Origin of the sequence: Ruminococcus sp. OA3, from assembly GCF_022440845.1 — a bacterium.
GTDB lineage: Bacteria > Bacillota > Clostridia > Lachnospirales > Lachnospiraceae > Ruminococcus_G.
The window spans coordinates 2146580-2167003 of record NZ_JAKNTO010000001.1; the positions used below are offsets into that span (position 1 = coordinate 2146580).

The 20424-nt window shown below is 47.2% G+C and carries 18 protein-coding genes and 2 pseudogenes; 17 read left to right on the forward strand and 3 right to left on the reverse strand.

All coding sequences use genetic code 11. The features are described 5' to 3' along the window. Positions 1-132: 132 nt before the first annotated feature. Entirely contained in the window at positions 133-699 is a 567-nt protein-coding gene (locus tag MCG98_RS09715; RefSeq protein WP_240301797.1) for a recombinase family protein, read from the reverse strand. A gap of 120 nt (positions 700-819) precedes the next feature. Beyond that, on the reverse strand, positions 820-987 hold the full coding sequence (locus MCG98_RS09720) for a hypothetical protein (protein ID WP_240301798.1): 168 nt from the start codon (positions 985-987) through the stop codon (positions 820-822). Between the two features lie 93 nt (positions 988-1080). On the opposite strand from MCG98_RS09720, the gene MCG98_RS09725 reads away from it, so the two are divergent. The 10 genes from MCG98_RS09725 (at position 1081) to MCG98_RS09770 (ending at position 12804) form a co-directional block, all read left to right on the forward strand. Continuing rightward, positions 1081-1299, forward strand: a complete 219-nt coding sequence (locus MCG98_RS09725) for a helix-turn-helix transcriptional regulator (protein WP_240301799.1) — start codon at positions 1081-1083, stop codon at positions 1297-1299. Positions 1300-2139: 840 nt separating this feature from the next. After that, positions 2140-3111 carry an ABC transporter permease gene (locus MCG98_RS09730; protein WP_240301800.1) on the forward strand — a complete coding sequence of 324 codons (972 nt, stop codon included), beginning with the start codon at positions 2140-2142 and terminating at the stop codon, positions 3109-3111. A gap of 28 nt (positions 3112-3139) precedes the next feature. Then, positions 3140-4636 carry a sugar ABC transporter ATP-binding protein gene (locus tag MCG98_RS09735; protein WP_240301801.1) on the forward strand — a complete coding sequence of 499 codons (1497 nt, stop codon included), beginning with the start codon at positions 3140-3142 and terminating at the stop codon, positions 4634-4636. A gap of 10 nt (positions 4637-4646) precedes the next feature. Beyond that, a complete protein-coding gene (locus tag MCG98_RS09740; protein ID WP_240301802.1) occupies positions 4647-5636 on the forward strand; it encodes an ABC transporter permease in 990 nt (329 codons plus the stop codon). A 262-nt stretch (positions 5637-5898) separates the two neighbouring features. Then, a complete protein-coding gene (locus tag MCG98_RS09745; protein WP_240301803.1) occupies positions 5899-7434 on the forward strand; it encodes a type I 3-dehydroquinate dehydratase in 1536 nt (511 codons plus the stop codon). Between the two features lie 12 nt (positions 7435-7446). After that, positions 7447-8478: an alcohol dehydrogenase catalytic domain-containing protein gene (locus MCG98_RS09750; RefSeq protein WP_240301804.1), complete on the forward strand. Its 1032-nt coding sequence runs from the start codon at positions 7447-7449 to the stop codon at positions 8476-8478. A gap of 18 nt (positions 8479-8496) precedes the next feature. Next, on the forward strand, positions 8497-9543 hold the full coding sequence (locus tag MCG98_RS09755) for an alcohol dehydrogenase catalytic domain-containing protein (protein WP_240301805.1): 1047 nt from the start codon (positions 8497-8499) through the stop codon (positions 9541-9543). 23 nt (positions 9544-9566) lie between these two features. Continuing rightward, positions 9567-10580, forward strand: coding sequence for a Gfo/Idh/MocA family oxidoreductase (locus MCG98_RS09760; protein WP_240301806.1), 1014 nt, complete (start codon positions 9567-9569; stop codon positions 10578-10580). Positions 10581-10591: 11 nt separating this feature from the next. Next, positions 10592-11476: a radical SAM protein gene (locus MCG98_RS09765; protein WP_240301807.1), complete on the forward strand. Its 885-nt coding sequence runs from the start codon at positions 10592-10594 to the stop codon at positions 11474-11476. A gap of 77 nt (positions 11477-11553) precedes the next feature. Continuing rightward, positions 11554-12804, forward strand: a complete 1251-nt coding sequence (locus tag MCG98_RS09770) for a substrate-binding domain-containing protein (protein WP_240301808.1) — start codon at positions 11554-11556, stop codon at positions 12802-12804. A gap of 78 nt (positions 12805-12882) precedes the next feature. On the opposite strand, the gene MCG98_RS09775 is transcribed toward MCG98_RS09770, so the two are convergent. Next, positions 12883-13818 carry a DDE-type integrase/transposase/recombinase gene (locus MCG98_RS09775; RefSeq protein WP_240286005.1) on the reverse strand — a complete coding sequence of 312 codons (936 nt, stop codon included), beginning with the start codon at positions 13816-13818 and terminating at the stop codon, positions 12883-12885. 231 nt (positions 13819-14049) lie between these two features. On the opposite strand from MCG98_RS09775, the gene MCG98_RS09780 reads away from it, so the two are divergent. The 7 genes and pseudogenes from MCG98_RS09780 (at position 14050) to MCG98_RS09810 (ending at position 20417) form a co-directional block, all read left to right on the forward strand. Then, a complete protein-coding gene (locus MCG98_RS09780) occupies positions 14050-15195 on the forward strand; it encodes a GntR family transcriptional regulator (RefSeq protein ID WP_240301809.1) in 1146 nt (381 codons plus the stop codon). 260 nt (positions 15196-15455) lie between these two features. Further along, positions 15456-16319, forward strand: a complete 864-nt coding sequence (locus MCG98_RS09785) for an NAD(P)-dependent oxidoreductase (protein WP_240303406.1) — start codon at positions 15456-15458, stop codon at positions 16317-16319. Positions 16320-16343: 24 nt separating this feature from the next. Beyond that, on the forward strand, positions 16344-17384 hold the full coding sequence (locus MCG98_RS09790; protein ID WP_240301810.1) for a LacI family DNA-binding transcriptional regulator: 1041 nt from the start codon (positions 16344-16346) through the stop codon (positions 17382-17384). Positions 17385-17781: 397 nt separating this feature from the next. Beyond that, a pseudogene (locus MCG98_RS09795) lies at positions 17782-18453 on the forward strand (NAD(P)-dependent oxidoreductase); the annotation flags it as partial. Between the two features lie 32 nt (positions 18454-18485). Continuing rightward, a complete protein-coding gene (locus MCG98_RS09800; RefSeq protein ID WP_345891714.1) occupies positions 18486-19058 on the forward strand; it encodes an aldolase/citrate lyase family protein in 573 nt (190 codons plus the stop codon). Positions 19059-19073: 15 nt separating this feature from the next. After that, positions 19074-20025 (forward strand): annotated as a pseudogene (locus MCG98_RS09805) (D-2-hydroxyacid dehydrogenase). A 50-nt stretch (positions 20026-20075) separates the two neighbouring features. After that, complete coding sequence (locus MCG98_RS09810; protein WP_240301812.1) at positions 20076-20417, forward strand: hypothetical protein; 342 nt, start codon at positions 20076-20078, stop codon at positions 20415-20417. Positions 20418-20424: the final 7 nt, after the last annotated feature.

A 20424-nucleotide genomic window follows, 5' to 3' on the forward strand; every position in this document is an offset into this window, starting at 1 on the left:
AATCGTGAAAAATACTACTTTGCTTTATGCATATATGTGATTTATCGTAGAAAATATTGCACAATAAAAGCACCCAGCTGTCCGCCAGATGCTTTTATGTAAAAATATTTGTATAGTTTTTACAGTGATTTGTCACGCATAATCACGTTTTGCCCGAATTAAAGTACTTTTGCTGATGCCGGTCATGGCTTCCACCTGCTTGTAGGAATGATCGCTTAGCAGTTGGAGAGCATGTTTCACCTGCTCCCTCTTGTATTTTCTGGGTCTCCCTTCTGTGAAAGAGGGCTTCAGTTTTGCGATTGCTTTTCCCTCCTGTGTACGTTCCACGATCATATCCCGTTCAAACTGTGCAAAGCTCAGCAGGATGTTACGCATCAAAGTACTCACTGAGGTATTGTCCAATATACCCAGATTCAGTACGTGTACCGTTATTCCTCTGTCAATCAGTGTTGTTATCAAATCACTTGCCTGTGTAACGCTTCTCGCAAAGCGGTCGAGCTTAGTGACGATTAGTGCATCCCCCGATTTCAATTCCAGCATCATACGATTAAATTCTGGACGTTCCATCTTTGTTCCTGTAAAGCTGTCGACAAATAATTTTACCGCTCCATGTTCTCTTAGCTTTTGTTCCTGTGCTTCAAGGCTGTTGCCGTCCTTTGCCTGTTGTTTGGTTGATACTCTTGCGTAGCCGTAAATCATACTTTTCCTCCTTGATTTTTGAATATAAGTAATGATACCGCGTAAAGTACTGTTTTATGGTTTCCTCAATTACTGTGCCAATTCTTCTGAGTTATGACACCGCTTATGCAAAATGAGGCTTTAAAGCTGTTCATCTGTGGTCGTGAGAGACAGACAATATTTATCACCGCATATCGTTTGCAGTTTCAATGAGCAGGTCGCTTCATCGACGACCAAAGTCACAAGTTTTATTTTTCTGCTGCAATTGAGTACATCATATATTACGTACAAGAAGCATTCTTTTTCCATGCGTCCACCTCCTGACACAAGTATAGTCTCGATAGCGACTATAGTCAAGTATAAGACTACATCATATGATGATAATATACATGGAGGGAAAATATGATTTCATATCAACCATTTTGGGCTACATTGAGTGAATCCAGTGAGACAACGTATACATTGATTCATATGCACAATATTTCCAGTTCTACAATTGACAAGCTTCGAAAGGACAAGCCATTGAATACCACCACAGTCAATGATTTGTGCCGAATTCTGCATTGTAAGGTGGAAAATATCATGGAGTATATACCATCGGATAAAGATCAAAAGCTATGATTCTGATAACAGTCGGGAAAGTTCGGGAAAACACCCGTTTCAAGCGGTTTTCAGAGGGTATTATACTTGTGATAAAAAATTTGGTTATCCGATAAAGCCTTATGCAGCAAGGCTTTTTTGATTGAGCATAAATGAGTATGGTTCGAAAACATGTTCGGTAATGTATTTTATGTATAACGTCTGTGAGTGTCACATAGACGATATTGTAACTTCAGGATAAGTGATATAGATGTAAACTATCGGGACTAGATAAGAGAGATGCGTTCCATAGTGTGCTGTCAACTTGTTGTCAGTTGCATTTTTAGTGAGAAAAAACCTTGTATTTTCGGAGTTTTTGCGTCAAATACCGCACATACTTATCCTCCCCTTTAACCCCCGTGGCTGCGGAAACCCGCAGTTTTCGGGGGTTTCTTAATGTTTTTGAGAAGATAAGTACCGAAAAAGTGTTGTCAAAGTGTTGTCAAAGTGTTGTCAAACTGCTGTCAGATATCTAACAGTTCTTTTCGGCTCACGCGTCTTGTTTCGTGAGAATATGCCGTTTCTCAGTTTTTTTCTGCATTCGCACATTACTCCTCATATGATTATTGAAAATCATACCATAAATAAATGATACGATGCAATATACAACATGAACAAAAGCAGACCATTTGCACAATAACGATGGGATTCAATTGTGGGATTTGTAGAAATGGTATGAAAAGTGCAAAAACTGCTTGAAAACAAGTATGAATAGTTATATATTCATACTATAAAGATGTTAAAAATGGAGGAAGAATAGAATGAATATAATAAAAAGTACTTTTATTCATCCTGAAAAGCATTGTACAAGGAGGTTAAGCAATGAGAAAGATGAAACAAAGTCCAATTGTCAAGAAACTGGGGTTCAACAGAATCATGTTATTTCTGGTTATGGTTTTAATCTACGTTATTTTCTGCGTATTGATTCCTAATTTCTTCGGCCCGTCCCATGTGATGAGCATGCTGAATTATGCGTGTTTTCTTGGGTTTCTGGCATTGGGGGTAACATTCGTAATTGCAACGGGAGGTATTGATTTCAGCATCGGACCGGTCATGTTCTGCTGTGCGCTGGTTTCCGGTTATGCGATGAATCAGTATGGACTGCCGATGGCGGGGGCGTTGGTCATGTGTATTCTCGTCGGAATGCTGTTTGGTGTATTTAACGGTTATATGGTTGCATATTGGAGGGTGCCCCCATTCATTATTTCTATGGCATCCATGAATATTGCGAAAGGACTTGCATCGGTCTGTACAAAAACAACGACTGTGAGCTGGCCGCAGAGTACGGATCCGGGGGGATGGTTCCGCAGCCTTTTGAAGGTGGGAGATATCCCGGTGGGACTTCTGGTCTTTCTGATTGCAGCAGTGATTTGTTCGGTTATCCTGAACAACACAAGACCGGGGCGATACATTCTCGGGCTGGGGAGCAACCGTGAAGCTGTCCGTCTTTCGGGGGTTAATACAAAGAAATGGGAGATGATCGCATTTATTATCTGCGGTACTTTGGCAGGTATTGCTGCTATTTTCTTTGCAGCGGCGTATTCGACGGTTCAGCCGGGATACGGCGACCAGTATAACAACGAGGCAATTGCCGCATGTGTGATGGGCGGAACATCCATGATTGGAGGGCTGGCTTCCATCGGAGGTACGGTCATCGGGGCGCTGATCATTGCGCTGATTCAGGAGGGTATCCTGGCGATGAAATTTACCAAGGATATTCAGCTGATTATCACGGCGATTATCGTTATTGCGGCAGTTTACGTTGATGTTACCGCAAGGCGCAGAAAGAACTGATGGACTGGCAACGGTAAAGGAGAAGAGAATGGGCGAAGTAATTTTGGAAATGAAGCAAATTGACAAATCGTTTCCCGGCGTTCATGCATTGGATCATGTTGACTTCGATGTGAGACGGGGAGAAGTACATGCGCTGATGGGAGAAAACGGAGCCGGTAAATCGACACTGATGAAAGTTCTGACAGGAATTTATACGAAGGATTCCGGTTCTATCGTGTATGAAGGAAAAGAGATTGAATTTCGCAGCGCAAGAGAAGCGCAGAATGCAGGCGTCATTATCGTGCATCAGGAGCTCAACATGGTGGGCGATCTTACGGTTGCACAGAATATTTTCCTTGGACGGGAACCGAAAAAAGGATTCGGTGTCGATGACAGAAAGATGATCAAAGACTCGAGAGAGCTTTTTGAACGCTTGAAAATCGATATTGATCCGGCGGCAAAAATGAGTAATCTTACCGTGGGAAAACAGCAGATGTGTGAAATTGCAAAGGCGATTTCCCATAAAGCGAAGGTGATTATATTTGATGAACCGTCTGCGGCGCTCACGGAAAAAGAGATTGAAGATTTGTTTGCTATTATTTGTGATCTGCGTAAGGACCAGCTTGGCATCGTCTATATATCCCACCGCATGGATGAGATTAAGGTCATTACGGACAGAGTGACGGTCATGCGTGATGGTACATATGTCGGAACACTGATTACGAAGGAGAGTACGAAGGATGACATCATCAACATGATGGTGGGACGCATCATCTATGAAGACCCGAAACAGCAAAGTGCCTGCCCGGCGGATGCACCGGTGGTCCTGAAAGTTGAGAATCTGAATGCCGGGAAGATGGTAAAAAATGTGAATTTTGAGCTGCATCAAGGTGAAATACTGGGATTTTCCGGGCTGATGGGTGCGGGCCGCACAGAGATGGCGCGGGCATTGTTCGGTGCAGATCCGAAACAGAGCGGCAATATTTATATAGGTGGTGAAAAAGTGGAGATTAAATCTCCGCAGGATGCCGTCAGACACGGAATCGGTTATCTTTCAGAAGACAGAAAGCGCTACGGCGTCGTCGTAGGAAGATCTGTTGCGGAAAATACGACGATGGCATGTCTTGAAAACTACCTGAACGGTTTTTTGATCAATAAAAAAGCGGAAAACAAAGCGTCCGATGATTATATTGAGAGACTGGCGACGAAAACGCCGAATTCAGAGGAACTGGTCGTGAATCTCTCCGGAGGCAATCAGCAGAAAGTCGTTATCGCGAAATGGCTGACCCGCGACTGCGATATTCTTATTTTCGACGAGCCGACGAGAGGGATTGATGTAGGCGCGAAAAATGAGATCTATAAGCTGATGAATCAGCTGGCTGCGGAAGGAAAATCAATCATTATGATTTCCTCGGAAATGACAGAGATCCTCCGTATGAGTGACCGGATTGTCGTGATGTGTGAGGGTGAAATCAAGGGAGAACTTGATATTTCGGAAGCTACCCAGGAGAATATCATGGACAAAGCGACGAGAAATATTTCTTAGGAGGGGCGTTATGAACAAAAAAAGCAAATTTCAAAAGCTGGCGGCGAGCCAGGAATTCATTGTATTTATCATACTGATTTTGTTGTATGTGGGATTCAGTGCTGTGAATCCGCAGTTTGCACGGTATACAACGCTGGTTACCATGTCAGACTATGCGAGTTTCTATATGCTGATGGCATTCGGTGTGGGGCTTACGTTGATTACGGGAGGTGTTGATCTCTCTATCGGTACCGGGTTGGTAGCTTACGCGGCGATCGGCGGAGCTGTCATGCGGTTTCTGGGGGCGCCGGTGATCGTGGGAATGCTGGTAACGCTCTTTGCAGCGGGGATTTTCGGTCTTGCCAATGGCATTATGGTGGGTGTTATGAATCTGCCGCCGTTTCTGGTAACGCTGTGTACCAGCATGATTGTTCGCGGGGCGGGATCTCTTGTGGCAAACAACTATGCGATTCCGTGGCCGATGATATCTCAGCCGGGCGGATGGTTTCATAATATGTTCAAAATTAAAACAGAAACCGGTACCCTGATTCCGATCGGGTTTATCTGGATTTTAATTCTGGTGTTTGTTCTGCGTTACGTGCTGAACAGTACAAAATTCGGACGTTATCTGATTGCCATCGGATCCAACCGGGAAGCAACGATGCTGTCCGGTGTCAATGTCAGGTTCTACCATGTAATGGTTTATACAGTCTGCGGGTTATTCACCGGTGTTGCTGCTCTTGCGTACGCAGCTGCCACGCCTACCATTCAGCCGGGTCAGGGCGCCGGTATGGAGATGGATGCCATTGGCGGTGCGATTGTCGGCGGCGTATCGGCAGCAGGCGGATACGGGACGATTCCCGGTATATTGGTAGGCACCTGCGTCATACTGGTGTTAAAGGTCGGTCTGCCGTTTGTCGGTCTGAATGCAAACTGGCAGCAGATCATTACGGGGCTTGTGTTGCTGGCGGCGGTATTGATCGATATCGTGAAACAGAGAAGGGCTGCAAAGGCACATTAGTTCTCATGGTATTCATTCGTATAAAAATAGAACCTTTTGCACAATAACGAATGTATTTTATTGTGCAAAAGGAAGAAAGCACATGAAAATAAAAAAGATGCTTGAAAAACAGAATGAATTAGTGTATATTCATACTATAAAACAGTCAAACAGAGAAATGCATAGGAATGAATAATGTATTTCAGGAATGTATTCATCTGGATATCAAATGTTAAAAATTTTGATCACCAGGGGGATCAAACAGAAAGGAGCAAAAATGATTTTGACAAAGAAAATGGTACAGGTAAAAAACACAGTCGTAGGTGGGAGTGATTATACAAGATTTATAACAATCGCACCATCAAGTGCAGAAGAAATGAAATGCCAGATGAAAGAGGCGGCAGCATTAGGAGAAGCAGGGATTGAGATTAAAGTTGGAAATCTCACGAATATAGGTGACGCACTTACTGTTTTAAAAGAATGTAAAGATGACATGGCAGGACAGGCAGTGATCCTTAACCTGGATACAACAGGCTACGATGCGGCAGCATCGGATGATGAGAAATTGCAGGCGGCAGAGGAAGCCGCAAAGGCAGGCAGCGTTGATATCATCGGTGCTGAGGCATTTGCATCTGAGACATATGTTGCGGCAATGAAGAAGATTACGGTGGAAGGCGGCGTGAAACTGATGCTTTCTTATATCAATTTTGACGGAATTGCAGCGGAAGATGAAATCATACATACGGCAAAGGCTGCCCAGACGAAAGGTGCCGATATGATTTACCTTGCGTATATGGCAAAGGATGACCCGGATGTGATCGTGCTGGGCTACGCGGCAAAGAAAATCGCGGCGGACAATCTGGTCAGCGTGCCGACTTGTGTATTTCCGATGGGAGAAGTCGGATTCCAGACACGGATCTTATCGGAGCGGTGCGGAAATAACTTTGGTTTCTATCATCTCGCCGAGCCGGAAGACGGCCTGTTCGAAAGCTATGCACAGTATCGGGCAATGTATGAGATTTACGGCGGCTGTAAAAAAATACAGAGCAAAGTTCAGTTCAACATGGGTGAGAAACACATCATGGGCGGCGAACGCTTCATTCGCTGTTTTATGCTGAAAGAGAGAACAAAGGACGATATCCTGGAAGCGGCAAGAAATGTGGCGCGTTACAATCCGGAGATGGTTGAATGGCGTGTGGATTACTGTCTGCCGATGGACAACAGCAAATTTACAGAAGATTATTGGAAAAATGCCCTGAAAGAGATCAAGGAAATCCTGCCGGATGTACCGATGCTTATGACTTTCCGCGTTAAAAAAGAGGGTGGAAAGACATGGTATCCGGACGCACTTCGTCTGAAAATGGCTTGCGCACTGGTAAGTACAGGATTGGTTGAATACTGTGACTGTGAGATCGACAATGACATCGATTATATCAACACACTGAAAGATGCCTGTGTGAAATCAAATACAAAATTTGTTGTATCACAGCACAAATGGACAGAAACACCGGGCAATGAGGAAATTGCTGCAACCTTCAGAGAATGTGTTGAAAAGGGCGCGGACCTTCCGAAATTCTATTTGATGGCGACGAACTATGACGATGCAGTCAGGACCTCTGTCGTGACGAAAAAACTCAGAGAAGAAGAACTGGACATGCCGATCATTATCTGTGCGATGGGAGATACCGGATTGATCACCAGGACTCTTGGTGGCTGCATGGGCGCTGACTTCGAGTTCATCGATGTTACCGGCATCAAAGGCGGAGAAGAAGAAGACGTCCGCTACGTTGATCAGCTGGCAGAAATTTTTGGATATTAAGGAGGATATAGAATGAAAGCAGCAATATTTGAAGGCGAAGGTACGCTTACCGTAAAAGAGATTCCGGTGCCGAAGATCACAAAGCCGGACGATGTCATTATTAAAGTGGAGGCAGCCAGCATCTGCGGCAGCGATATTCACGGACTGGCAGTGCCTCCGGGACAGTACATGAAGCCCGGCATCATTTACGGACACGAGTTCAGCGGTGTGGTTGCCGAGGTCGGCGCTGAGGTGAAGGGTTTTGCAGTTGGGGACAGAGTGGCTGTCAACCCGCGCGTCCGCTGCGGAAGCTGCTACGAGTGCACTCATGGAAGAGGTGATCTCTGTTCCAATTCTGACCATTACGGACAGCTCGCGGACGGCGGATTTGCAGAATATGCACTGACAAGCGCGAAACAGCTCTATCATGTGGCGGACGGCGTCAGCCCGGATCTTGCGGCCCAGACAGAACCGCTGGCATGTGTTGTCAGTTCGATTAAAAAAGTAAATCCGACACCGATGGATTATGTGATTCTATACGGTGCGGGTCCCATCGGCCTGACGTTCCTGCGCACACTGAAAGCATTTGGCGTGAAGAACCTTATCATGACGGCAAAGGGTGAGGATCGTGTGGCGGAGGCAAAAGCATGCGGCGCAGAGATCGTTGTGGATGTAGAAAAAGAAAATATTGAGGACGTTGTAAAGGCAAACTGGCCGTTCAAAGCAGACGTGATCATCGATGCGGTGGGAAGAGGCGCTGTTCTTCCGGAGGCGATGAGACTGATCAACCCGCAGGGACGTATCCTTCTCTTTGGACTGGACAATAACGCCCGCTCTGAAATTGCACCGGGCGCAATCGTACTGGACGAGATCATGATCGTCGGCGCGCTTGGCAAGGATTTCCCGGGCGCTCTGGAATTGCTTCAAAATGAAGAACTCGGACTTGAAAAATTTATTACCCATAGATTCACACTGGAAGATATTCACAAAGGAATCGAGCTGATGCGAAATAAGAAGGCGTGCCGCGTATTGGTCTACCCGAACGGGCTGCCCAGGAATGACTGATCGGAAAGGGAGATGACCATGAAAGAAGGAATGATGAAAGGAATTGCTTTTATCAGCACAGGCAAGTATGCACATGTGGAAAGACCGATTCCGAAAATTGAAAAGAATCACGATGTACTGATCAGGATACTTGCCACAAGCATCTGCGGTACTGATGTACATATTCTGGCAACACCGCCTCTGTATCCGGCGACGCCCGGTAAGATCATCGGTCACGAGATGGTGGGTGAGGTCGTGGAATGCGGAAGCGAAGTGACCGAATTTCAGGCTGGCGACCGTGTGATCATGGATAATAATATTGCCTGTGGGACGTGTGAGATCTGCAGGCTCGGAGACTATAATGTCTGTCCGAATATGAAATCCATCGGCATGGAGATCGACGGAACGTTTGCACAGTACTGTGTGGCGCCGGACAGTAACCTGGCAAAGATCAACAAAGATGTGCCGCTTGAGCGGGCAATCTTTGCAGAGCCGCTGAATGTGGCATTCGGCGGTCTGAAGAAAGTAAAGATGATGCCGGGGGACAATGTGGTGATCGTCGGCGGCGGTCCGATCGGCATGTATTTTGTAAAGCTGTGTAAGCAGATGGGAGCCGGCAAGGTTCTTGTGACCGGGAGATCCCCGTCCCGCAGAAAGTATCTGGAAATGAGCGGTGCAGACCGCATCATCAATACGCGGGAAGAAGATCTGCTGACGGCGGTGCATGAGGAGATGCCGCTCGGTGCAGATCTTGTGATTGAGTGTGTCGGCACCATGATTGGTCCGTGTGTCGATTGCTGCAGGCCGGGAGGAACGGTGCTCGTGGAAGGATTGAGCGAAAATGAGTATCAGAGTATCAGCCAGCACATCATCGCGCGTAAGGGAGTGAATGTGATCGGCAGCTTCATCGGAAATAATGTGCTTCAGGCGGTTGCCAACGGACTGAACAGTGGGATGCTGGATTTCGAATATATGATCACGCATAAACTGACATTTGACCAGTTTGACGAAGGGCTGGAAGCGATGCGAAACGGAACGGCGCTGGAAGTCATACTGTACCCGTGGGGTCTCCCCGGGGAAGCGTAGCGGACAGCAGGAGAGGAGAAAAAATGGAATTAGCGATTGGAGTAGTGGGACTCGGCGCGATCGGCAGAGATCATGTCAAACGTTTTGATGAACGGATCACCGGCTGTAAAGTGGTTGCTGTTTCCGAAGTAAATGAGGAAGTCGGACGCAGGGTTGCAAAGCAGTACGGCGCAAAATTTTATGCGGACGGGGAGGAATTGATCAACAGCCCCGAAGTTCAGGCGGTGGTGGTTACCACATGGGATCCGGCTCATGCGCAGTATGTACTGGCAAGTATCAAGGCCGGAAAATATGTGTTCTGCGAGAAGCCGCTGGCAACGGAGGCTGCAGAGTGTGAAAAGATTCTTGCGGCGGAGCAGGCATTCGGCAAAAAAATCGTTCAGGTCGGGTTTATGCGCCGCTATGATCCGGGCTATACGGAACTGAAGAAAACGATCGGGGAAGGAAAAATCGGTCAGCCCCTGATCGTCCATGCATGTCACAGAAATATGACCCATGCGGCGACGATGACATCGGAGATGTCCATCAAAAACTCCGGCGTTCATGAAATCGATGTTCTGCGCTGGCTTCTGGATGATGAGTATGTATCAGGGCAGGTCGTTCTTCCGCGGCAGAGCCGCATTTCGGCCAAAGAGGGACTACAGGATCCGCAGATCATGATGCTGAGAACGAAGCAAGGGATCTGTATTGACGTGGAGATCAGTCAGAGTTCCGGATACGGATATGATATTCAGTGTGAAGTTGTGGGTGATCTGGGAACAGCAAGGCTGCCGGATCCGCCAGGAGTGATCACGAAGACGGATTGCAGCCGTGCAGCAGGCATCATGCCGGGATGGGAAACACGTTTTGTCGAGGCATATAACATTGAGATGCAGGACTGGGTTGACCGCGTGAAAAATGCGCAGCCGCTCGTCGGCGCCTCTGCATGGGACGGCTATGTGGCCTGTGTGACATCCAATATATTGGGACAGTGCCGCGAGGAAGGCGGAACATCAAAGGAAATCGTCCTTCCGGAAAAACCGGAATTTTATAACTAAAAGGAGACGCTATGCATTACAATGGACCGATCGTACGGCCGCAGACGGATGCAGACAGTATTTTTATTGAAGTGACCGTGGGCTGTACTCACAATCAATGCAGTTTTTGTAATTTTTATGAAGGCTATCCTTTTTCTGTCGCATCAATGCAACAGATTGAAGAGGATTTGATCGAGGCGAGCCGAAGATACCCCGCGGCGAAAAAAATCTGGGCCAACGGAGGAAATCCATATGCGCTCGGCACAGAAAGACTGGCCAGAATCGGAAATTTGATCAAAACATATTTTCCGGAAAGCCGCATATCTGCTTATGCCAGAGTTACGGATCTTACACGAAAGAGTGTGGAAGAGATGAAACTGCTGAGAACATGTGGATTCGAGGATTTGGTTGTAGGCTTTGAGACGGGCGATGATGAGGCGCTTGCATACGTAAATAAGGGATACACATCAGCGGACGTCCTGTCAGGCTGTAAAAAATTAGAGGAAGCGGGAGTTGATTATCGGTTGATTTTTCTGGGCGGTTTGGCTGGAAAAGGAAAATGTGAAACGTCCGCAAAAAAGACAGCGCGTCTGCTGAATCAGCTGAATCCGTATCTGATGTATTTGAATTCCGTATCGATACTGCCGGGAACAAAATTGTACGAAGACCGTGAAAGCGGCATTTTCCAGGAAGCGGGAGAGCGGGAGCTCGTATTGGAGTTCATCACGATGCTGGAGGACATGGAACATGAGATCGCGATTTTTGCGGCACCGAACACAACGCCCTTTTCCTTCTTTGTGGATTTGCAGCCGCAAAAGCAAGAACTTCTTGCCTTTATGAGAAAGTATGTGGATGGGCTTGATGAGAATCAGGAAGAGCAGATTGCAAAGCAAAGGAGCAGCGGAAGAAGCGTATAGAAACGGATTGGATCACCAAGGGGAACCCTCAAAGTCATAGGACATAGGGGGACAGGTAAGAGAAAGGAAAACATCTTATGAGAAAAAAAGTATTGGCACTGGGACTTATCTTCGCTATGACATTGTCGCTTTTCGGATGCGGGGGAAAAGAAGAAGGAGCAGCTTCGGCAGATAAAGCCGCAGCAGAGGAAACAGCAAAGGGAACAGCAAAAGAAACAACAGAAGAGAGCAGCGATGAGGCAGAAGGCTCCGAAGTGACCACGGTAGGTGACGCCGAGGCCTGGGTAATGAACATGGACGATATGCTGGCAGGTTCCCCGTTTGAAGGCCTGACGGCAAATGAAGCATACAGTTATCAGCTGATTGTAAAGTCTTTCTCAGCGAGCTTTTTCACGGCGGTTGCAGAAGGAGCCGAAGCGGCGGCCGAAGAGCTGGGTGTTGAACTTACCTGCAATGGACCAAATACAGAGTCAGATATCGCAGATCAGGTGAATATGTTCAATACGGCAATCCTGAACGGACTGGACGGTGTCGCAATTGCGCCTTCAGATGCCTCAGCGGTTCTTGACTCCCTGAAAACGGCAAAAGAAAAAGGTGTTCCGGTTGTGTTATTTGACAGCGGTGTGGAAAATGCACCGGAAGGCTCCGTCCTGGGAACGGTGGCAACAGACAGTGTGGCAGCAGGCCGTATCGGAGCGGAAAACGTTTACAAAGCAGTTTCTTATAAAGTAAGCGATGGTCCGATCCGTATCGGTATGGTGGCAAATGACAGTACATCTGCGAGCAATACGCTGCGTGGTCTCGGATTTGTAGACGGTATCGTTGAGCTTGGAAAAGCGGACGGATACCGTGTCGCAGTTATTGGAAACGAATGGTTTACAAAGAATTGCTCTGACGTCGGGGAGGAAAGCACGGCAGATATCATCGTAGAGTGCCGAGTGCCCGCGACGGCGCTGGTGGATTTTTGTGCAAGTGAAGTATCTGCGGTCTGTAATAAAACAGATACGGTTGCAGTATTCGGAACGAACCAGACCGTCACAGAGGGAATCATCATGGCGAACAACAACCTGCAGATGTTGGGAGCTGACCCGGAAACATCCATCATCGGAACCGGATTCGACGCAGGTGCTACGATCAAGGAAAACGTTGCCAATGGTACACTGTACGGATGTGTCACACAGATGCCATACGCCATGGGGTATTATTCTATTGCTACACTGGTAGCAAATAATAATGGTGACGAGGCAGGCGATCTGCCCATTCCTGCGTACTGGTATAATGCAGAGAACATGGATGATCCGTTGATTGCCCCGAACCTTTACGACTAGACGCTGCCGGCATCTGCCTGCACCCGAAGTTACCGGGTGCAGGCGCCTGGAGCAGGATGTAGGTTTGTCAAACATATGTTACAGTGACATCAGATAATTATCCAGTACCTGTTTTGGGGTTTTCCATCCAAGTGGGCGCATAGGAAAGTTATTATAATCTCTGCGGTTATAGAGTTTTAACTGTTTGCTGAAGTCTTCAAAAGAGTAAAAACTGTGGACAGCATAGAAACGCTCATTGTCTTTCCTGTGGCTTCGCTCCACTTTGCCATTATGCCTTGGAGTAAATGGACGTATCAGCTTGTGCCTGATGCCGTATTCCTTAAGCCGGACTTGAAAGATGGTAGGTTTATCCGAACCGCCGTAAGAGCTGAAGCGTTTGGTAAATTCCTGACCATTATCAGTCTGGACACATTCGACAGGGCAGGGAAACGCTTTGATAAGATGCTCAAGGAACAAGGCAGCGGAATAGGAGCTGTGTTCTTCAAATGCTTCCACAAACCGCCATCTGGAGTACTCATCAATGGCGGTGTACTGATAAAACCGTTGGTCTTTGGCTTCATTCATGAGACAGGCAGAAGGGACAAATTTCACGTCAATCTGAATCCGCTGTCCGGGATAGGCCATCTGCTCATAAGGCTTAGGGATGTACTTGGGATTCGGAGGATGAACAGCCATAATCCCCTGTTTTCTAAGGAAACGGTAAAGCCCGGGAATAGAACGGGAATAACCGCGCTGCATAAGTTTTACCCAAAAGATGACTAAACCAGCCTCAGGATTACGTCTGCGCATATCGGTAATCATTTTGATCTCCTGAGGCGTATGCTGATTGGGATGGCTGTGTGGGCGTCTGGAGCGTTCACGGAGGGACTCCATAGAGCCGTCAAAGCGACGTTTCCAGCGATAGATATACTGCCGATTGGTTTTATATTTAACGGCAGCTTTGGTAACGCCATACTTCTCAGCGTAACGGATCAGGGATAGACGGTATCTCATATCTTGTGTTATACTAGCCATAGCAGGGAACTCCTTTGTTTATGTTGTGGTTGTGGTGACTAAAATATAACACAAAGGAGAGATCCCTGCATTTTAATTATTCAGTTGTAACATATGTATTGTAATCCTACAACCGGGTGCAGGCGCCTGGAGCAGGATTCCTTGACTTTTAGTGCGGTTTCATTTAATATTTAACTCAGATCATGTCGCCAGACAGGCGGCATACTTTAAAAACCTAAGGCAGGGAGCAGGATGGCTGATTTTAAATATAAACAGGTGGCAGATAAGCTGAGGGTCTGCATTGGAGAAGGCACATTTAAACCCGGTGAGCGAATTCCCACAGAGCCTGAACTTTGTGAGCAGTTCAATGTGGGGAGACAGACACTCCGCAAGGCGGTAGCGCTGATGGAAGAGGCCGGATATCTGAGGCGGGTTCAGGGAAGTGGTACGTATGTTTGTGAACGAGAAGAATGCCCCAGTGGAGAGCTTCGGAAAGATACACCGGAATATGCGGTGAGAGTTCCGGCGGCAGAAGGGGAGAATCGTACGATTACCCTGGTGATGATGAACGGGAAGAGTTATGTCTTTTTGGATATCATGCAGGGAATATCGGAGGTTCTGACGGCGAACGGTTATATTCTGAATATTGTGATCACGGATGGTGACTATGATAAGGAGCAGCTGATCCTGGAAAATATGCTGCAGAATCCTCCGGCGGGACTGCTCTTTGAACCGGTGTGTTCGGGACTCCTTTCTGTTAATTATCCGCTCTGCAAGGAAGTGTTTTCCAGAATTCCGGCACTTATGATTCATATGGACTCCGTGCCGCAGTTCCCGTTTATAGCACTTAATGATCGGCAGGGATCCAAAATGCTTGCCAACTATTTGATTACGCTGGGTCATAAAAGAATCGGAACGGTGTATGCGTTTGATGAATATACGGGACAGAACCGATACAGAGGATTTTTGGATGCGCTGCGGGAACATGAGTTGCGTCATATACCGGAAGATAATGTGTGGATGTTCCATGAACGGATGAACGATCTTTTTAAAGCGGACGGATGCATTGCGCTGGAGCGTATGCGTAAAGAGGTTACTGCAATCATGTGTCACGATGATCGTGTGGCAAGCAAATTGATTGGTTACCTTAAGAAAAAACAGGTTCGTGTACCGGAAGATATTTCGGTTGTCGGGTATGATAACAGTCTGTATTCCCAATTGGGTGTTGCCATTACTACGGTGACACATCCGGGAACGGAATATGGAAAGATGGCGGCGGATGCATTGCTGCAGATGATTTATTCATCGGAAAGCGTTGATTTTTCTCATTATTCTGTTGAGCCGGAGTTAGTGATTCGTGATTCTGCCGGACCGCCTCCTGCAGTATCATTGGATTAATTATTTTTTATATCGTATAATAAATGCCCGATTCTTAGGGAGGTCCGTTTCTTTTAACAACTGGTCTTCCATAAGATAAGGGCATTTTTAATTAAAGTATAAGACGCCGCCATCAATGATTTATGCCGATTCCTGCATTGTAAGGCGGGAAAATTATGGAGGATATATGCTCCTTGCAAATTAAATCGATTTACTTCTGGAATTTTTCCGGAATATCAATTATAATGTTGATAACAGCTGGAAAGGAAATAAGTGGCATGATGAATAAGATTAGTTTTATCGGTGTTGGCATTATGGGAAAATCTATGGTAAGAAATCTCATGAAAGCAGGATATGAGCTTCATATTTATGCGAGAGTGAGGGCAAAGGCTGAAGATGTGATCCGAGAGGGGGCGGTGTTCCATGAATCAATAGCGGACTGTGTGGCTGCCGGTGAGGTTCTGATCACGATGGTGGGATTTCCGGCAGATGTGGAAGAGGTCTATTTTGAACAGGGAAATATTATGGATAGTGCGGATAAAGGAATGTATCTGATTGATATGACGACGACAAGTCCGCTGCTGTCGGAGAAGATTTACCGTGAAGGAAAAATGCGGGGGCTTCATGTGATGGATGCACCGGTCACAGGAGGTGACAGCGGTGCGAAATCCGGTACACTGTCGATCCTTGTGGGGGGCGACAGGGAAGATTATGAGATCTGCCGTCCTGTTTTTGAAACGATGGGGACAAATATCAATTATCAGGGACCTGCAGGGAGCGGACAACATGCAAAGATGGTGAACCAGATTATGATCGCCGGAACTATGTCAGGTATCTGTGAGGCATTCGCGTATGCCAAAAGCAGAGGTCTTGACCTCCCGGCGGTTTTGAGATCAGTGTCCTCCGGTGCGGCGGGAAGCAGTCAGCTGGATGCCTTTGGCGAGAAGATTCTTGCGGGGGATTATGAGCCGGGATTTTATATGAAGCATTTTATCAAGGATATGAAAATTGCACTGGAGCAGGCCGAGGAGAAGGGGCTGCATCTGCAGATGCTCAGTACGGTACTTGCCAGCTATGAAACACTGCAGGAAGCTGGTTTAGGCGACCTGGGTACACAGGCGCTGATCAGGTATTATACAGAGTAAAACTTTAATAGAGGAATTAGGTGTATGCCAAAGACGAAAATAACGATAAAAGATGTCGCCCGGGAAGCGGATGTGAATCCATCCGTTGTTTCTCGGGTACTCAATAAAGATTTGACGTTAAAAGTCCGGGAGGAGACGAGAGAACGGGTATGGGAAGCAGCGGCTAAGCTGAACTACCGTCCGAACAGGACGGCAAAGATGCTGCGCACAAAAAAGTCGAAGATGATTGCTGTGTTGATATCAAAATTCAGTGACCTTTATTTTACAGCCATTCTGGAAGGAATCGTATGGGTAGCAGAGGAGAGAGGATATATTATCTCTGTTTTTTCAACGGAAGAGGACAGAAAAAAAGGCAGCAAATGTATCGAAACGGTTTATGAATACGGTATGGATGGAGCGATTCTGGCTTCCTCCTACATTGGGGAAGAAACTCTGCAGCAGCTGAAATATTCCAGTGTGCCGATGGTTATGCTGCGCAGAAGTTCCAGAGAATTCGGTGTGATGGGGATGCTGGCAGATGAACTGGCCGGCGTATCCATGGTGATGGAACATCTGATCGGACTGGGTCATCAGAAGATCGCCCATATCTCAGGCGAATTGTTTTCACGTTCAGGACTGAAACGGTTTGAAGGTTACAGAAAAGGTTTATATGAGAATGGAATTCCCTACCGGGTGGAATATGTACAGGAGTCAGATCAGACAGAGAAGGGCAGTTATGACGCGATGATGCGTCTGCTGAATCTTGAAGAACCACCCACTGCCGTGTTTGCATTTAATGATACGGTGGCGTTCGGTGCCATGAGTGCCATACGGGACAGGGGGCTTCGCATTCCGGATGATATTTCAGTGGTAGGACATGATAATACTATTCTCTCAGAACACACATATCCAAGGCTGACGACGGTTGACAGCCGGATGAAAGATATGGGGGAACTGGCGGCAAAGATGCTGATCGATGCCATTGAGGGGAAAGAAAACGCCGGTGAACGCGGTGAGCCTGAATGTGATATTAAGATTGAACCACGTTTTATTGTGCGTGAGAGCACGGGAAGAGTCAAAGAGTAAAAAGTGATTGCAGAGAAGCGGCGAGTCGTATGTGACTTGCCGCTTCTCCTTTTACTTCATAGAAAATATTTTTGGAGTCCTGCCGGTGGGATTCTGTGGGTTATTAGACAATCGATTTAATTTATGCAAATTCCATTAAAAAACAATGAATACCGTTGGAAATTGATATTAATGTATTGTATATCCAGTAAAAACAAGAAAAACGCTGTCGTATTTAACAAAAAAATATAATAATAATTTGACAAATTGTAGAAAATCGATAAGTAAAACGATTTAATGTTGACTTTGCGCCGGGCCGGGGGTATTATTTGTGTAAGAAAAACGATTTAATGAAAGAAGGAGGAAAAGTATGAGCCGCAAAATTGCGATGACACTGGAAGCGAGAGAGGGCTATGAGATGCTGAGACTTCAACAGCTGATTCGTGACCACGGGTTTGAGCCTGTTTTTTATGACCACCTTTCGACAGACGGGGAGGTGATTGAAAAGCTGAAAGACTGTGATGCAGTGATTGCCGGAGGAGACGAATATAACCGGCATGTTCTGAGTGAACTGGCAAAGGCCGGGAGACTGAAGATTATCGCCAGGTTTGGTGTCGGGTTTGACAAGGTGGACCTGGAAGCTGCAAGTGAATTCGGGATCGCCGTTACGAACACGGCGGGAACGATGTCCATGCCGGTAGCGGAACTGACGATGACGCTGATTCTGTCGACAGCCAGAAGCATAGCCTTCTGCGACAGAAAGCTGCGGGAAGACGGATGGTTTACAGGACCTGCGAAAGGCAGCCTCGATGGAAAAACGGTAGGGTTGGTAGGGTTCGGAGCTATTGCGAAGAAGCTGGCGGAATATCTCTCGGGGTTTCATTGCCGTATCCTGGCGTATGACATTTGTTTTGACAGGGAGGCGGCAGGGAAGCTGGGCGTCGAGCAGGCGACGATCGAGGAGATTGCAGCAGAATCAGACTTTGTCAGTCTGCACACGCCGAAAACGCCCGAGACCGTCGGGATGTGGAATAAACGTCTGTTAGCAATGATGAAGCCGACCGCCTTTCTGATCAATACCAGCCGCGGAGATATCGTAATGGCACAGCTGCCATTGTCAGAATTCCGTGGAATGATCCGGTGCTGGCAAAACCGGTACTGGAGATGGGTGCGGACGGCATCATTTTTCCGTATGTCCGTTCCGCGGAAGATGTGCAGCGGGCGATGGAAAGCTGTATTTATCCGCCCTGCGGATGCCGCGGATTCGGTCCGATCCGCGCCAACCGGTACGGCATGATGGGAAACCAGGAATATTTTGACAGCTATATCGAAGATACATTCCGGGTCGTTCAGATTGAGCATGTGGATGCCGTCAGCTGTATCGATGAGATCCTGAAGGTAAAATATTTAAGCGGAATTGTACTGGGTCCGAATGATCTTTCAGGTTCTCTCGGAGTTCTCGGACAGACAGACCATCCGGAGGTTGTGAAGTGCTTTGACACTGTGGCGAAAGCGGCGAAGAAAGCAGGCGTTCCCTTTGGCGTATCCACCGGATACAATGTCGGTTCCGGCGGAGGAAACCTGAAACAGTGGGTTGACCGGGGGGCTGATTATATCTTCGTGGGCTCTGATGTCTCCTATGCGATGTCGGGAGCTGCCGCTGCATACAGTGAAGTCAGTGCTCTTGTGAGATAAGTGAGGAGTTTGCATATGAAAATTGTAATTCTTGATGGATATACAGAAAATCCCGGTGACCTGTCCTGGGAGGGATTTGATGCCCTTGGGGAGCTGAGAGTGTATGACCGCACGCCATCGGGGCTGGAGGCGGAGCGAATCGGTGATGCCCAGATTATTTATACGAATAAAACACCCGTCACCCGGGAGACGATTGATGCCTGCCCGGGTATCAGATATATCGGCGTCCTGGCAACAGGTTATAATGTGGTCGATTATGAGTATGCCAGAGAAAAGGGCATACCGGTAACGAACATTCCGACATATGGCACAGATGCGGTGGGACAGTTTGCCATCTCGATGCTGCTGGAGATATGCCATCATATCGGACACCACAGCCAGGCGGTACGGGAAGGTAGATGGGAGGATTGCCCGGATTTCTGTTTCTGGGATTATCCGCTGATCGAGCTGGCGGGGAAGACCATGGGCATCATTGGTTTTGGGCGGATCGGACAAGTGACAGGGCGGATCGCCAGGGCGCTGGGAATGAAGGTTCTGGCTTATGACAGTTTTGAGAACGAGGCAGGCCGGAAGATCGGAACGTATGTAGGATTCAATACGCTCCTGGAGTCTTCTGATGTGATATCGTTTCACTGTCCGCTGTTCCCTGAGACGAGAGAAATCATCAACAGAGATACGATTGCCCGGATGAAAAATGGTGTGATCATCCTGAATAACAGCCGCGGTCCGCTGATCGCTGAACAGGACCTGGCAGATGCACTGAACAGTGGGAAGGTATATGCGGCAGGTCTGGATGTTGTAAGCACAGAGCCAATACGAGGAGATAATCCGCTTCTGAAGGCAAGGAACTGTCTGATCACCCCGCATATTTCCTGGGCACCGAGAGAGCCGTCAGAGGCTGATGGACATCGCGGCTGGTAATCTGGCTCAGTTTCTGAAGGGGACCCCTGTTAATGTAGTAAATTGACAGGAGCACAAAGATGCAAAAGATTACATTGTGTAAGAAAGGAAAGACAGATGCCAAAAAAAGATATAGAAGTGCTGCGCGGTTTGGCTGAGGAACTGGCGGAGCTTTCCGCACTTCCGGTTCAACAGGAGAAGAAACAACAGTGGTATCACCTGAATGCCCGTAAGGTGGATAAGCCCATGTTTTTGCTGGGTGAATTCCCCTGGAATGAAATGAACATCGACGATGAACTGACATTGCGCTGTGAGGAGCCCTTCTATCAGGACATGGAGACAACCCTGAGAAGACTCCTGTACAGAAATAAGCATATTCAGGACGACTGGGTGTATGAACCGTTCCTCTATATTCCAAAGGTGATCCACGGGTTTCACTACGGCCTGGAGGTCGATTAAAAGATAT

Coding starts and splice junctions, on each gene's coding strand:
- MCG98_RS09780 (WP_240301809.1), top strand. CDS start 14,050: ATGGCTGATTTTAAATATAAACAGGTGGCAGATAAGCTGAGGGTCTGC.
- MCG98_RS09735 (WP_240301801.1), top strand. CDS start 3,140: ATGGGCGAAGTAATTTTGGAAATGAAGCAAATTGACAAATCGTTTCCC.
- MCG98_RS09790 (WP_240301810.1), top strand. CDS start 16,344: ATGCCAAAGACGAAAATAACGATAAAAGATGTCGCCCGGGAAGCGGAT.
- MCG98_RS09760 (WP_240301806.1), top strand. CDS start 9,567: ATGGAATTAGCGATTGGAGTAGTGGGACTCGGCGCGATCGGCAGAGAT.
- MCG98_RS09765 (WP_240301807.1), top strand. CDS start 10,592: ATGCATTACAATGGACCGATCGTACGGCCGCAGACGGATGCAGACAGT.
- MCG98_RS09720 (WP_240301798.1), bottom strand. CDS start 987: ATGGAAAAAGAATGCTTCTTGTACGTAATATATGATGTACTCAATTGC.
- MCG98_RS09740 (WP_240301802.1), top strand. CDS start 4,647: ATGAACAAAAAAAGCAAATTTCAAAAGCTGGCGGCGAGCCAGGAATTC.
- MCG98_RS09725 (WP_240301799.1), top strand. CDS start 1,081: ATGATTTCATATCAACCATTTTGGGCTACATTGAGTGAATCCAGTGAG.
- MCG98_RS09775 (WP_240286005.1), bottom strand. CDS start 13,818: ATGGCTAGTATAACACAAGATATGAGATACCGTCTATCCCTGATCCGT.
- MCG98_RS09750 (WP_240301804.1), top strand. CDS start 7,447: ATGAAAGCAGCAATATTTGAAGGCGAAGGTACGCTTACCGTAAAAGAG.
- MCG98_RS09810 (WP_240301812.1), top strand. CDS start 20,076: ATGCCAAAAAAAGATATAGAAGTGCTGCGCGGTTTGGCTGAGGAACTG.
- MCG98_RS09785 (WP_240303406.1), top strand. CDS start 15,456: ATGAATAAGATTAGTTTTATCGGTGTTGGCATTATGGGAAAATCTATG.
- MCG98_RS09730 (WP_240301800.1), top strand. CDS start 2,140: ATGAGAAAGATGAAACAAAGTCCAATTGTCAAGAAACTGGGGTTCAAC.
- MCG98_RS09715 (WP_240301797.1), bottom strand. CDS start 699: ATGATTTACGGCTACGCAAGAGTATCAACCAAACAACAGGCAAAGGAC.
- MCG98_RS09770 (WP_240301808.1), top strand. CDS start 11,554: ATGAGAAAAAAAGTATTGGCACTGGGACTTATCTTCGCTATGACATTG.
- MCG98_RS09755 (WP_240301805.1), top strand. CDS start 8,497: ATGAAAGAAGGAATGATGAAAGGAATTGCTTTTATCAGCACAGGCAAG.